At 57.5% G+C, this 13021-nt stretch carries 12 protein-coding genes; 7 read left to right on the forward strand and 5 right to left on the reverse strand.

The annotated features are described in order from the left end of the window. Positions 1–136: 136 nt before the first annotated feature. From HNQ59_RS05915 to HNQ59_RS05925, 3 genes are all read left to right on the forward strand, one after another. Positions 137–1189, forward strand: a complete 1053-nt coding sequence (locus HNQ59_RS05915; RefSeq protein WP_184036468.1) for an alpha/beta hydrolase-fold protein — start codon at positions 137–139, stop codon at positions 1187–1189. Then, positions 1182–2075, forward strand: a complete 894-nt coding sequence (locus HNQ59_RS05920) for an AraC family transcriptional regulator (RefSeq protein WP_184036469.1) — start codon at positions 1182–1184, stop codon at positions 2073–2075. Before HNQ59_RS05915 ends, HNQ59_RS05920 begins: the two co-directional genes overlap by 8 nt. Positions 2076–2235: 160 nt before the next feature. Further along, complete coding sequence (locus HNQ59_RS05925; protein WP_184036472.1) at positions 2236–3036, forward strand: substrate-binding periplasmic protein; 801 nt, start codon at positions 2236–2238, stop codon at positions 3034–3036. Positions 3037–3275: 239 nt separating this feature from the next. Here HNQ59_RS05925 and HNQ59_RS05930 read toward each other — a convergent pair whose 3' ends face one another. Continuing rightward, on the reverse strand, positions 3276–3686 hold the full coding sequence (locus HNQ59_RS05930; protein ID WP_184036474.1) for a nuclear transport factor 2 family protein: 411 nt from the start codon (positions 3684–3686) through the stop codon (positions 3276–3278). Between the two features lie 112 nt (positions 3687–3798). Here HNQ59_RS05930 and HNQ59_RS05935 point away from each other — a divergent pair, with 112 nt between their 5' ends. The 4 genes from HNQ59_RS05935 (at position 3799) to HNQ59_RS05950 (ending at position 7595) form a co-directional block, all read left to right on the forward strand. Further along, positions 3799–4647: a LysR family transcriptional regulator gene (locus HNQ59_RS05935; protein WP_184036476.1), complete on the forward strand. Its 849-nt coding sequence runs from the start codon at positions 3799–3801 to the stop codon at positions 4645–4647. Positions 4648–4755: 108 nt separating this feature from the next. Then, positions 4756–5640, forward strand: coding sequence for a DMT family transporter (locus HNQ59_RS05940; RefSeq protein ID WP_184036478.1), 885 nt, complete (start codon positions 4756–4758; stop codon positions 5638–5640). Next, entirely contained in the window at positions 5637–7067 is a 1431-nt protein-coding gene (gene alkA, locus HNQ59_RS05945) for a DNA-3-methyladenine glycosylase 2 (protein WP_184036479.1), read from the forward strand. The genes HNQ59_RS05940 and alkA overlap by 4 nt, the downstream gene beginning before the upstream one ends. A 45-nt stretch (positions 7068–7112) precedes the next feature. Then, on the forward strand, positions 7113–7595 hold the full coding sequence (locus tag HNQ59_RS05950; RefSeq protein ID WP_184036481.1) for a methylated-DNA--[protein]-cysteine S-methyltransferase: 483 nt from the start codon (positions 7113–7115) through the stop codon (positions 7593–7595). Here HNQ59_RS05950 and HNQ59_RS05955 read toward each other — a convergent pair. From HNQ59_RS05955 to HNQ59_RS05970, 4 genes are all read right to left on the reverse strand, one after another. Continuing rightward, entirely contained in the window at positions 7585–9462 is a 1878-nt protein-coding gene (locus HNQ59_RS05955; protein ID WP_184036484.1) for a methyl-accepting chemotaxis protein, read from the reverse strand. The two genes, HNQ59_RS05950 and HNQ59_RS05955, sit on opposite strands and share 11 nt — an antisense overlap. 183 nt (positions 9463–9645) lie before the next feature. After that, a complete protein-coding gene (locus tag HNQ59_RS05960; protein ID WP_184036486.1) occupies positions 9646–10872 on the reverse strand; it encodes an MFS transporter in 1227 nt (408 codons plus the stop codon). Continuing rightward, a complete protein-coding gene (locus tag HNQ59_RS05965) occupies positions 10869–11711 on the reverse strand; it encodes a Rossmann-like domain-containing protein (protein WP_184036489.1) in 843 nt (280 codons plus the stop codon). Before HNQ59_RS05965 ends, HNQ59_RS05960 begins: the two co-directional genes overlap by 4 nt. Positions 11712–11738: 27 nt before the next feature. Continuing rightward, positions 11739–13010: an ATP-grasp domain-containing protein gene (locus tag HNQ59_RS05970; protein ID WP_184036492.1), complete on the reverse strand. Its 1272-nt coding sequence runs from the start codon at positions 13008–13010 to the stop codon at positions 11739–11741. Positions 13011–13021: the final 11 nt, after the last annotated feature.

Below are 13021 nucleotides of genomic sequence, written 5' to 3' on the forward strand. Positions count from 1 at the left end.
CACGTGGTGATGCACTTGGTCTGCCAGCGCTGCGAGTCTGTCGGTGGCTGTGTTGAAATCATGTCAGCCACGTCTATTAGCCGATAAAATGCTGCATAGACCCCTTTCGAACTGTGATCACTGAGTTGTATTGAACATGAATCCGAGCCTCATCGGCCTGCAATCCGTTCTCAAGACGCAGCTGGAGCTGGCGGGCGGCCTGCATGCAGTCACCTTTCAATTGCATGCACCGCAAGCCTGTGAAGTTTTGTTGATTGGCGAGATGACCGACTGGCAGGCGCATCCCATCCCCATGGTGCGTGATGCCTTGGGCAATTGGGCGACCACATTGAATTTGCGTGCAGGTCAATGGATATACAAATTCTGGGTGGATGGGCAATACCTGCATGACCCCAACAACCCACTGATGGCCAGCGACGGCTGGGGTGGGTTTCACTCATATCTGTTGTTGGGGGATGGAGATTGGGCTGATCATGATGTGCCCCATGGTGAGCTGATCAAACTTACCATGCAGTCGAATGTGCTGGGACAACAAGCAGAGGTCACCCTCTATCTGCCGCCCGCGTATCAGCCCAGCCAAGCCTACCCGCTGTTATATCTGATGCACGGCCACCGCACCCGGGGTAACCAATGGCCCAGTAACGGGCTGATCCAACATTTCATGGATAATCTGCTGGCGCAGCAAGTCATCTCCCCCTTTGTGATCGCCATGCCTACCGTTGACGGTGCCTTGCCGCTCGATACGCTGGAGTCCTTTCTGGTAGATGAGTTGTATGAACGGCTGACCCGTTGGTTTGCCATCCGGCCTGGGCCGTCCAACACGGCCATCGCAGGCATGACCCCCCACGCACTGGGGGCATTCAATCTGGCCTGGCATCGCCCTGATCGCTTTGGCTTCGTGGCACCGGTCAGTGCATTCTTTCTGGATGAGACGTTGGCCGCACTCGCAACGCATCCCTTTACCACAACCTTCGGCATCAAGCTGTATTGCGGCACAGAGGATTACGTCTACCCACTCAATGAGCGTTTTGCACAGATCCTGAAGCAAAACCAGATTTCATTCGATTACATGCGGGTGGCGGGCGGACACACCTGGCGATATTGGAACTCCATCACCCGGGATTTGTTACAGACCATCTCGGGCTTTTATCTGCAAAGCACATCACCCCTGACCGACCCACATGCGTAACAATGCCATCCCACTGACCCTTCAGCGCATCCAAGGTGTCATCGACTACATTGAAGACCACCTTCAGGCGGAATTTGGTATTCGCGACCTGGCCGATCTGGCGGGGATGTCACACTGGCATTTTCAGCGTGTATTCCGTGCGACAGTCGGGGAAACAGTCAAGAACTACATCCGGCGCCGACGCTTGAGCTGGGCCGCAGACAGGTTGCTCGCAGGTCAGGATAGCGTGCTGGACATTGCCTTGGATGCGGGTTTTGATTCAAACGAAGCATTCACTCGTGCCTTTCGGGCGCAGTTTGATGTCAGCCCACGAGCGTTCCGCAGCAATCGCCTGGCACCAGGCTTTCCTCAGATCAAACCGCAGATCACCCAAGCCTATCTGGAGCACCTGCACCGTAACGTCGGGCTGGAGCCGCATATCGAAGCCATGAAGGAAATCCGCTTGATTGGAATCAAAGCCGATCTGCGCGTGCCACATGAGGCTTTTGATCTGGCCGAATTGGGGCGGCCACTCTGGCAGGCTTTCCTGGCAAGGTTGCCAGAGATCGACCATCGCACTGACCAACGGGCGGCCTTGCTGTGTGACATCGTCAGCTCCAGCGAAACCGAAATTCGCGCATTCATCATGCCCTGTGTGGAAGTCAGCGGCTTCAGCCATGTTCCAGAGGGCATGGTGACACTGGTCAGACCCCCCTTGAAAACCGCGTCCTTCAGCCACGCTGGTCATGGCACTGCCTGGGAGTACACCATGCACTACATCTTTGGGGCGTGGCTGCCTTGCTCTGGCTATGTGCTCAATGATGCCCCTGCATTCTTCCGATTCCTGCCCGACCAATCGCCCTTCGATCAAGAAACCAATCTGGAATATTGCATCGCCATCAAATAGGTGCAGCCAGGTAGCGCCCCAAGCTCTCCTTGTGGAAAGGAGCGGGCTGATACCTTGAAACGGCGGTAGCAAACACTAGAATTCCAATTGACATACCTGTTGTAAGGCCGACTCCGCACGCATTGAGAGCAGCAGGGTATGCCGATCACCGGAGAAGGGTATGATTTTGCGTTCGAATCGAGAGTGTGCATTTCTACCCTGGCTCTGTAGTTTGACAATAGGCCTGTCAAGCACGCTCTACGCCCACACGCCACCCCCGCTGGTGCTTTGTTTTGAGGATATTCCACAAAAGCCCTGGACCCACCCCGATGGCTCGGGGCTGAATCTCGACTTGCTGCGGATGGTGCAACGGCGATTGAACGAACAACTCATCTTCGTCCCCAAGCCCTGGAAAAGATGCCTGCAAGAGTTGAAGGCTGGCAAGATCGATGGCGTCATCGGTGGGCAGGATGCGCCGGATCGCAGGACTTTCGCAGTCTTTCCGACCCTGCCAAAAGGGCAAATTGACAGTAAATACCGGCTGTTTGGGGATCGTTTCTACATCTATGTCGCCAGAGGTAGCCTAGTCGACTGGGATGGTGTTCAGGTATCCAATCTCAGCAAACCCGTTGCCATTCAATCTGCCTATGCCATCCACCACAAATTGGATAGATTGGGCGTTCACTATATCGAAGCCGGGAAAACGGCTGCGGATGGCTTCCGCTTGATGGAAGCAGGAGTAGTGGATGCCGTGATTGCACAAGGGGATGAAGGCACCGCGCTGCTGGAACGTGAACACCGCTTCAAAGATCAATTCATTCAATTACCCAACCCGTTTGATACCGTGGCTTTTTACCTCTTCTTCTCACAGGCCACCTATAACAAATCCCCGACTCGTATCCGATCGATCTGGCAGGAAATAGAAAAAGTGCGGGAATCGGGTGAGTATAAAAAAATGGAAGCAAAGGCATTTGAGAAGTGAGAATGCTTTCAGGCGAGAAAGTACATTGGGGTGGTCACTTTTCGACAAGGTGTCAAATGCCTTTCGGGCTGCGGCTGGCGACGGCAGGCGCCTGAATGTGTCGTCAATGGTTCAGGGTGTCAGCAACAGTCTGTTGCTTTGGGGGCTTGAATGGCTTGCTGCCTTTGCCAACCGAGCTTCGTCAAATGCCATCCATAAACCGTCACCTGCCGTGCTTGGGTGAATGCCCTCGCCTGGTTTCAGTGAGTGTCGTTCATCAATGCAGCCTCAAGTGCAGCGGTGTCTTCGTAAAAATGGTAGTAGGTCAGCAGTCCTTCATCGATGCGGGCGATCAGTGCCCAGTCGCTCTCGAAAGCCTTGTCAGTCTGAACGCTGATGTGTTTCAGATAGCCAGAAAAAGCAACATGGCGTCCGTCCGTGAACCGCGTGGTGATCACAAATTGCTCAGGTTTGAGCAGGGCGCCCAATAGTGTGAAGAGCTGTCGCATACCAGTAGGGCCGGTGAGTTTGCCATACAGGGGGATGGTGTCGCTGGGGGCGGGGCGGGAAGGGATGATCTGGGCATCTGGGTGAACCAGGGCCAGTGCGGCATCGCGTTCACCATTGAACGCCATGGAAAGAAACTGGTCGAGAAATTGAATGGGGGACATGGGCTGGTTTCCGACTATCAAAGGGGATGGCTGGTAGCTTAATTTGTGTATATCCACACGGATACGGGCAAATGTGCAGCTAGAATGTGCAGATTTGCACGGATTCGTTTTGATGACCTGGGATGATGTGCGGTACTTCCTGGCAGTGGCCAGGGCGGGCAGCCTGTCGGCAGCGGCAAGGGCGATGCAGGTGGAGCACACGACGGTGGCACGGCGTATCGAGTCACTGGAGCGGGCGCTCAACCTGCGCTTATTTGATCGGCTATCCAAGGGATGGCGCTTGACGGCGGTGGCCGAGGATTTGATGCCATTGGCGCTGCGCCTGGAAGAAGAGGCCATGGCCATGCAGCGTGCGGCCATGGGGGTATCACACCTGGCAGGCCGGGTGACTCTGAGTGCACCACCCATTCTGTTGGGTAGTGTGATTGCCCCGGGGTTGGCGGGCTTTCGTCGTCAATACCCGGCCATCCAACTCCAGCTGTCAGCGGATACGCAGATTGCTCCGCTTGCACAGGGCGTGGCCGATCTGGCGATCCGCGTGGGGCAACCCACGGAGCCGGGTCTGGTCAGCCGCCGGGTGGGGCGCATCGGTTATGGTATGTATGCGACCGGTGCCTATTTCACCAAGCCGATTCAAGAACAGCAGGTCATCGGGTGGGGGGAGTCATTCGCTCAGTCCATCTTGGTGCAATGGCTCGATGCCTGGCGTGGGGAACGTGGAATCGCCATGCAGTCGAATGACCTGTGGGTGATGGCGCAGGCAGCCCTGGCGGGTTGGGGGGCGGTTTTATTGCCACATTGCCTGGCTGAGACGATGCCCGCGTTGACGCGGTGCCCGGAGAGCCCAGCTGATTGGGTGAGAGATGTCTACCTGGTCATGCATCCTGACCTTAAAAGGGCACCCCGTGTCCGAGCCCTGGCAGATGCCTTGATCACGTTGTTCGCTGATGAAGCATCGTGAGCACTGCCGCGCCTGTTGATCAAATTTGATGTCCGAAAACGGCGAGATTGGCTTAGTCGACTGCGTTACTATGAAGCTTCTCCTTTCATATTGAATTCGGATGCCATCATGTCGCTTCGCAATCAATTCGAGCTACTCCTGCTGGCGGCAATCTGGGGCGCATCGTTCCTGTTCTTACGGGTTGTGGCACCGGTATTGAACCCGCTGGTGCTGATCGAGTTAAGAGTGGCCATCGCGTCGATGTTTCTATTGCCATTGCTGATCTGGCGAGGGCAGCTGTCCAGCCTGTTGACATGTTGGCGGCCCTTGGCGGTGGTCGGTTTACTCAATTCAGCGCTGCCGTTTGTGCTGTTTGCTTATGCTGCATCATCGTTGACAGCGGGGTTTGCCTCGGTGGTGAATGCCACAACACCGATGTTTGGCGCGTTGGTGGCATGGGTCTGGCTGCAGGACCGGCTGAGCGGCACAAGAGTATTGGGGCTGCTGATTGGTTTTACCGGCGTCATCCTGCTGGTCTGGAGCAAGATCTCGTTTCAGCTGGGGGGTACTGCCAGCGCTGTGTTGGCAGCGCTGGCGGCGACCAGCGCCTATGGTGTTGCGGTCAACTACACCAAGCGGTATCTGACTGGTGTGCCACCGTTGGTCATTGCGACGGGCAGTCAGCTGTGGGCCAGCATCCTGCTAATGCCCTTCGCCGTGTGGCTCTGGCCGTCCACAACGGTGCCTGATGCCATCTGGCTCAGCGTGTTGGCCCTGGGCGTCGTCTGTACTGGCGTGGCATACATCTTGTTCTTTAGGTTGATTGCGGCTATTGGGCCAGCCAGGGCGACTGCTGTGACGTTCCTGATCCCGGTGTTCGGCATTCTGTGGGGTGTTATTTGGCTGAATGAAACCGTGACCAGTGAGATGTTGCTGGGTGGCTTGGTGATTTTGCTGGGCACGGCTTTGACCACGGGTGTGCTGGCTTGGCCCCGAAAGGAGCAGCGCGCATGAAACTGGATGACGCCATCTGTTATGCGGCCATGCTGTCACACGACACACGTTTCGATGGGCGTTTCTTTGTGGGGGTGTTATCCACCGGTGTGTATTGCCGCCCAGTGTGCCGGGTGAAGACCCCAAAACAGGAAAATTGCACATTCCATCTGAGCGCCGCTGCAGCCGAGGCACAGGGTTTCCGCCCCTGCTTGCGCTGTAGGCCAGAACTTGCACCCGGCAATGCCATGATCGACGCGCAAAGCCGTCTGGCCCAAGCCGCTGCCGGGTTGATCGAGGACGGCCTGTTGCAGGACCTGACCTTGGCGGAGATGGCTGCCCGATTGGGGGTGACCAGCCGCCATCTACGCCGGGTATTTGTCACAGAATTTGGCGTGAGCCCTGTCGCCTATATGCAGACTCAGCGCCTACTGCTGGCCAAACGTCTGCTCACCGATACCCGATTGTCGGTTGCAGAGGTGGCCTTTGCCGCTGGTTTTGGCAGTGTCCGCCGACTGAACACCACATTCATCGAGCGATATCGCATGCAGCCCACTGCGCTACGTAAACCGCGTGCGGCATCCACATTGCCCACTACCCTGGAATTCCAATTGGCCTATCACCCGCCCTATGCTTGGTCTGCCATGCTGGCTTTCCTGGCCGGACGGGCAATCGAAGGGGTTGAACAGGTTGAAGCGGATCGGTACCACCGGGCGGTGAGGATATCGCACGGAGGAAAGGATCACCTGGGCTGGCTGACTGTTCAACAGGTGGTTGATCGTGATGCGTTACAGGTAACGCTTGCAGCCGAGTTGGCAGAGGTGGTGCCGTTGGTGCTGGGGCGGGTCAGGCGGTTGTTCGATCTGGGGGCGCATCCTGATGATATCGCCCGTCGCTTGGGGGGATTGGCGGAGAGCCAGCCTGGGTTGCGGGTTCCTGGTGCATTCGATGGCTTTGAGATGTCGGTTCGGGCGATCCTGGGCCAGCAGATCACCGTCAAAGCTGCCCGCACCCTGGCCGGCAGAATCGTGCAGCGATTCGGGCAGGCGGTCACCTCGCCATTTCCTGATATTCAACGCAGCTTCCCAGAGCCCGCTACCCTGGCTTACTGCTCGCCCGAGCAGCTGGCCGAGCTGGGCATCATCCGTTCGCGTGTGCGAGCGATCCAGGCACTGGCCCAAGCGTTGATCGAACAGCGGCTGGTGCTGGCACCAGGGGCGGATGTCGAGCCGCAACTGGCCGTCTTGCGTGCTCTGCCAGGAATCGGGGAATGGACAACTCAATACCTGGCCATGCGGGCGTTGTCCTGGCCTGATGCCTTTCCCCACACCGACTATGGTGTGCGCAAAGCCCTCAATGAAACCGATGATCGCAAAGTTCTCGCCTTGGCCGAAGCCTGGCGGCCTTGGCGGGCTTATGCGGTGATGCACCTGTGGCGCCAGCTGTAGATGCTGCCTTGCCTGCCGCAACGGGGAACAAGAAAGGAGCACACGATGCACTACGCCTTTATATCCAGCCCATTGGGCGACATGTTGGCTACGGCCAATGCACAAGGGCTGACAGGGCTTTATTTTGTTGACCAGCGCTATTACCCAGGGGTTCAGGCGACCTGGCTATCTCAGCCTGACCACCTACTGTTTCAGGCATTGGCGGCGCAGCTGGTTGATTATTTTGCCGGCGTAACGGCACCATTCGATCTGCCCCTGGCGCCCATCGGCACACCGTTTCAGCAACAGGTCTGGCGACAGCTCCTGGCGATTCCGGCTGGGCATACCTGGCGATATGGCGAAATCGCCTGTCAATTGGGATGCCCGCAGGGCGCCAGAGCGGTGGGGGCGGCGGTGGGGCGCAACCCGATTTCGATTGTGATCCCCTGCCATCGTGTGATCGGCAGCAATGGCAGCCTCACCGGCTATGCGGGTGGGCTGCCACGGAAACAGCATCTGCTGTTGCTGGAGGGTGCGCTTACAGCTTGAAGCCACCCATCATGGTTTTCAGCTGACGTGCCAGATCATTCAAATCACTCAGTGTACCCCGGGCATGTTGCAGCGCTGCATCCGAATCATGAATGCGGGTAGTCATCCGCTCGGCACTTTGGGCCATGATATTGGTGGCTTGCTTCTGCTCATTGGTCGAGAGGGCAATCTCGCTCATCCGCTCGACCACATTCGCCATGTTGTTTTGGATATCCAAGATGATGACACTGGCTTTTTCGCACATGCCCACCCCGAGATTGACGGATTCAACCGTGCCGGACATCCGCTTGGTAGCGTGATTGCTCTCATCTCGCATGGCATTGATCATGGTGCCGATTTCCACCGTGGCATTCGCGGTCCGTTCCGCCAGCTTGCGGACTTCGTCGGCCACGACGGAAAACCCCCGTCCTTGCTCGCCCGCCCGGGCGGCCTCGATGGCTGCATTCAGGGCCAGCAGATTGGTCTGATCCGCGATGTCTTTGATCACACTCACAATACCCGCGATCTGTTGCGACCGTTGCTCCAGCGCGCCTAGCACCTGCGCAAGCTGTTCCACCTCTTGTGCCGAGTGTCTGACTTCAGTGGCCACCCGTTGCATGGTGTCGCCACTTTGCTTGGACAGCTGGCCGGTTGTGCGCACCAGCTCCTCGACACTGGTGGCATTGTCGGCAATGTGGGAGATGCTGATGGTGATCTCCTCGATCGTGGCGGCATTGGCGCTGGAGATATCCGAGAGATGCTGAGAATCAGTGGCGACCTGGCGAACCGTGCTGTTGAGATCAGTTACACCACTGGTCAGATTGTCCGCTTCGTTACGAACTTGTCGAAACATGATGCGAAGCTGTTCCAGAAAGCGATTGAAGGCATCGGCGGTCTGGGCGATTTCGTCCTGACCACGCATCAGAATGCTGCGGGTCAGGTCACCGCCCCCAGAGGCGATGTCGCGCATGGCATCGCGCACGCGGAACAGATCGGCCAGCATGCTTTTCAACATCATGGCGGCGATTGGCATGACGATGGCGATGAGCAGCATCGCCCCACCGATGCTGGTCATCAACAATTGCTTGAGCGGGGACAGCGCTTCTGTGCGGTCAATCGTCAGGCCAAGGTACCAATCCGTTCCCTGGATTGGTGTCAGCCGCAGGAAGTCCTGACGATCGCTGATGGTCAGCTCCGCCAGCTCTTTATTGTTGGCTATGCGGGCCAGGGTGTCGGGTGTCATGCCAGTGATGATGTCGGTAATCGGCTTGAGTACACGCGCTTTGTCAGGGTGAATGATCAGCTTGCCATCCTTGCCGACCAGAAAGGCATAGCTTCCCGCTCGCGGTTTGATGGACAGTACCCCTGCGATGATCTGGTCGAGTGTCACATCAGTGGCGACGACTGCACTGACCTCTGCACCAGTTTTGACGGGCTTGGCGAATGAGATCAGCAGCTTGCCTGTGCTGGCCGACGTGTAAGGGTCGGTGATGATGCTGTCGCCAACCGCCGAGGCTTTCTTGTACCAGGGTCGCACGGTGGGGTCGTAGTCGGGTTTGCGTGGGCGGTCTTCAGAAAAAACAGCGTGTTTGTCGGCATAGCCGATATACACCAAATCGAAGTCACCCGCAGCATCCAGCAATTTGAGATAGGGCAACGGATCTGCTTCGCTGGCGATGGCAGTGAGTGAGGCCGTGGCCTGCACTTTTTCTCTGACCCAGTTGCCCAGCGCTGAGCCATAGCCCCCCATGGCGGTGTCCATCTCTTGCGAGATGCCAGCCAGCACCTCCTTTTTCATTTGATTGTAGGTTGACAGTGTCAATAGGAAGGTTGTCAGTATGATCAGGAAGGCGACCAATAAGGTTAGCCTGGTGCGAAGCGAGCGCATGAGCATCTCCACAGAGTAAATCGGCACGGCAAATACACAAACCGACACGTTGTGCTGGGGTCGGTTTGCGGATAGGGCCGGCGATTATATGGATTTTGCGTAGTCAGCGCAGGTTGATCAGCTGGGCGGTGCATGATCAGTTTGAACGATTCACGGGCAAACCGATGCCGCAACGGCTAAGAATCAGGGGTTGGCAACCTGCTCACCCACATGGCGGGCTGCCGGTTGTGTCCGCAGCAGCAGGAACAGGCCATAAGTGCTCAACAGCCCCACGCAGCAATAAATCAGCCACGGTAGGTGAGGCAGTTGTCGTGCACTGGCGAAGTCGATCAACCAGCCCCCGGTGACGTTGCCAATGGCCCCGCCTATGGCAAGGCTCAATGAGCTGACGCCCAGAAAGGTACCGAGCGCTTGCGGGTTGGCCATGCTGGCAATCAGGCTTTGCATGGTGGGGCGGGCCAATATGGCACCGATGGCAACCATGGCTACGCACAGCAGGAACGATACAAAGCCCTGAGCCAGGGCAATGGCCCCGGTACCCAGCGCCATGACAGTCATGCCGAGCATCAGGATCTGCGGTGTGCTCAGCCAGCGCTCGAACAACCTGACCAGTGGGTACTGCAAAGTGACCGTCAAGCCAGCGCTGACAGCAAACATCACCCCAACGCCATCAGCCGAGCCTGCAAGGTGCTCTGCCATCAGTGGAAAGCTGATATTCATTTGCACAGCGGTGAACCAATAGCCCATCATCAAACCAGTCAGCATCATGAATGGCAGGTCATGTCTGACCAGGCTCAGGCCGTGACTGAGGGGTCTAGGCTTGGATTCCGTAGTGATGGTTGGCAGCAGCAGTGCGATCAAGAAATTCAGGGCAAAGCAGGCCGCCGCCGCCAGGCAGACCCATTGGAAATCGAATCGCAGCAACGCCACCCCTACCAATGGCCCAATAGTGGTGGCCACACCGCTGACCCAGTTGCTGATCGCATAGTAACGGGATCGGGTTTCCTCGGTCGTCAATGCCGCAATCGATGCCTGGTAAGGTGCTTCGAACAGGGCACCACCCAAGGCTGACAGCACCATGGCAACAAACAGGAGGGGCACATTGTCGGCAAAAGCCAAGCTGACAAACCCGAGGGCCCGCAGCAATACCCCCAGGCAGATCATGGGCCGTGCCCCGAATCGGTCTGATAGTACCCCGCCGACGATGGCAAGCCCCTGTTGTGTCAATTGGCGAATGGCCAGCGCGGTGCCGACCAGCGCAGCGGCCATGCCCACATCGCTGACGAAATGCACGGCCACCAAGGGCATCAACATGGCAAAGCCGATCACCATGAAAAAGGTGTAGACCAGCAATGCATATAGCCCACGACGACGTATCTGATCTGAAAGCGATGTGCGTTCTTCACTCATATGGATGACTCATGCCCCTGTGAGCGGTACAGATAAATGGGTGTCGGATCGGCGCTGAATTGTGAAAAGGGGAAGGGTTCTGCGGAAATGGCGGTGACGCCATGCCCCAGAAAGCGTGGCACGATGCCGCTGCCTGTCTGCGCGTAGACGATCAAGGGGATGGCGCGGCGGCGTGCGGCAGCCAGAATCTGATCGAATGAGCCATTGGAGAGTGTCATGCCAGTGACGATGAGCACGTCCGCTTGTTCAAGTATGGGCTGCATGTCTTGGTTGACGATCAGCCCATCTTGCGTGTGTGCCATGTTGAAGTCGCACGGCAGGCAGATGGCTCCCTGTTGCTGGATGGCTTTCACCAGGGGGTTGACCACGCCGATCAAGCCAACACGCTGCGCTGTCTGCAACTTCAACAGGCCGACGATGGCCTCGTCGCGGGCCACGGCACGCACTGGTGGGGTTCCGCTTGGCAGCATCATCGGCGTGGCGCGGGCATCGTCACGATGCGGCAGCACCGCATTCAGGTAGGCATCCAAGGCGGCAATGCGTACTGCCAGACGCTCGTCTTTCAGCAAGGTTGAGACAGGCTGGCCGGACAGCTCCTCGGCTACAGCCGAATCCAGCTGGTCGCGCTCGACGCAGCAGGCGCCAAATGCAGCGCCAACACGTAACAGCAGATAGTAGTTACGATATTTCTGCTGTGTCCCTGGGAACTGGGTGCTCTGGCGAATCCAGAATGCACCGACGACGGACAGGGTTTCTGGATCGGGGCCATACAAGCCTCGTTGGACATCATGGATGAGGGTTGCGACAGAAGTAGGCTGGGCGTGGTCAGATAGCGGCATGATGGGTATCTTGGATGGAAGGAAAAATCACACCATCTGGTGTGCGCTGTCAAAACGCAGGTGGATGCGTCGGAGTGCCTGTTCGGCATGGTGGCGTGCATGCTGGCCCGTGTGGTCGATGGTCACCACATGGCCCAGGTAGCAGCCGTTATCAACCGGGACGGCCACTTGGCTGCCGACTACGGGGTTCAATGTCCACCGCACCACATGGGCATCTGCATCCAAGGTCTCCACACCCTCAATGGCGGTCACATGGCCACTTTGCTCAGGCACCAGGAACTTGATGGCTGCGCTGCGTACACCCGTTTCCTTGCGGGTCAGGTCGGGGCGTTGCCCTAGTGCCAAGTCGATCTGCGCTTGCAGAAAATCGATACCGGTTACGTGCTGGATCAGCTCGGCAATATAGTTGCCGCCAGGGCGAGGGTTGATCTCGACGATGCGCGGGCCCTTGGGGGTCAGCTTCACTTCGGTGTGGCTGATGCCATGATCGTGCCCCACGGCCTCCAACGCATGTCGTACCAGGTTCTCGATCGCCTTGGCTTCGCTGGGCTCCAGGCAGGCGGGAAACATATGGCCGTCTTCGATGAAATAAGGAAAACCAGTCACGCTTTTGTCCGTAATGCCGATGATGGTGGTTTCGCCGCGATAGGTGCAGGCTTCGACGCTGACCTCCTCACCAGGCATATATTCCTCCAGTAGCCATAGCGGCTCACGTACCTGTTCACGGAAGTTGTTCGGGAAGTCCTCCAGCGCCTGGAACGCCGCTTGCAGCTCCGCCTCGTCATGTACCAAGCGGACAAAGGCACTGGAGGCCAGATCGGATGGTTTCAAGATCAGTGGATAGCCGATCTGCTTGGCTGCGTCACGGGTGGCGGGCCAGCTGGTGGTGACTTTGAACAATGGATTGGGCAGGCCAGCCTGCTCTATCGCTTCGCGCACCCGATGTTTACGGCGTTCCATGGCCACATTGGCAGAGAACGCCTGTGGCAGCCCCAAGGCCTGTGCAACCTGTGCGACTGTGTCGATGTAGTAGTCGCAGATCGTCACGACGCCATCGAACCGCAGGATCTCATGCTGGCGGCGTAAGAAGTCGATCAAGCTGGCTAAATCGTTGGTTTCGGCAGTCAGCACATGGTCGGCATGCTCGAATACCGGATGCATCTGCCGGGTATTGGCATCCAGATAATGCCCCCGGTTACGGGTCACAAAAGTGTAACGATGCCCCAGCCGGGTGATCGCAGGCGGAAACAGGCGCCCTGTGCCGCCGACCCAGCTTTCAATCATCAATAGATGTGCCATGTTTCAACGCT

This window comes from Chitinivorax tropicus, from assembly GCF_014202905.1.
GTDB classification, from domain to species: domain Bacteria; phylum Pseudomonadota; class Gammaproteobacteria; order Burkholderiales; family SCOH01; genus Chitinivorax; species Chitinivorax tropicus.

Excerpts from the sequence above, each read along its gene's own strand:
- HNQ59_RS05915 (WP_184036468.1), top strand. The coding sequence starts at position 137 with ATGAATCCGAGCCTCATCGGCCTGCAATCCGTTCTCAAGACGCAGCTG.
- HNQ59_RS05920 (WP_184036469.1), top strand. The coding sequence starts at position 1,182 with ATGCGTAACAATGCCATCCCACTGACCCTTCAGCGCATCCAAGGTGTC.
- HNQ59_RS05925 (WP_184036472.1), top strand. The coding sequence starts at position 2,236 with ATGATTTTGCGTTCGAATCGAGAGTGTGCATTTCTACCCTGGCTCTGT.
- HNQ59_RS05930 (WP_184036474.1), bottom strand. The coding sequence starts at position 3,686 with ATGTCCCCCATTCAATTTCTCGACCAGTTTCTTTCCATGGCGTTCAAT.
- HNQ59_RS05935 (WP_184036476.1), top strand. The coding sequence starts at position 3,799 with ATGACCTGGGATGATGTGCGGTACTTCCTGGCAGTGGCCAGGGCGGGC.
- HNQ59_RS05940 (WP_184036478.1), top strand. The coding sequence starts at position 4,756 with ATGTCGCTTCGCAATCAATTCGAGCTACTCCTGCTGGCGGCAATCTGG.
- alkA (WP_184036479.1), top strand. The coding sequence starts at position 5,637 with ATGAAACTGGATGACGCCATCTGTTATGCGGCCATGCTGTCACACGAC.
- HNQ59_RS05950 (WP_184036481.1), top strand. The coding sequence starts at position 7,113 with ATGCACTACGCCTTTATATCCAGCCCATTGGGCGACATGTTGGCTACG.
- HNQ59_RS05955 (WP_184036484.1), bottom strand. The coding sequence starts at position 9,462 with ATGCGCTCGCTTCGCACCAGGCTAACCTTATTGGTCGCCTTCCTGATC.
- HNQ59_RS05960 (WP_184036486.1), bottom strand. The coding sequence starts at position 10,872 with ATGAGTGAAGAACGCACATCGCTTTCAGATCAGATACGTCGTCGTGGG.
- HNQ59_RS05965 (WP_184036489.1), bottom strand. The coding sequence starts at position 11,711 with ATGCCGCTATCTGACCACGCCCAGCCTACTTCTGTCGCAACCCTCATC.
- HNQ59_RS05970 (WP_184036492.1), bottom strand. The coding sequence starts at position 13,010 with ATGGCACATCTATTGATGATTGAAAGCTGGGTCGGCGGCACAGGGCGC.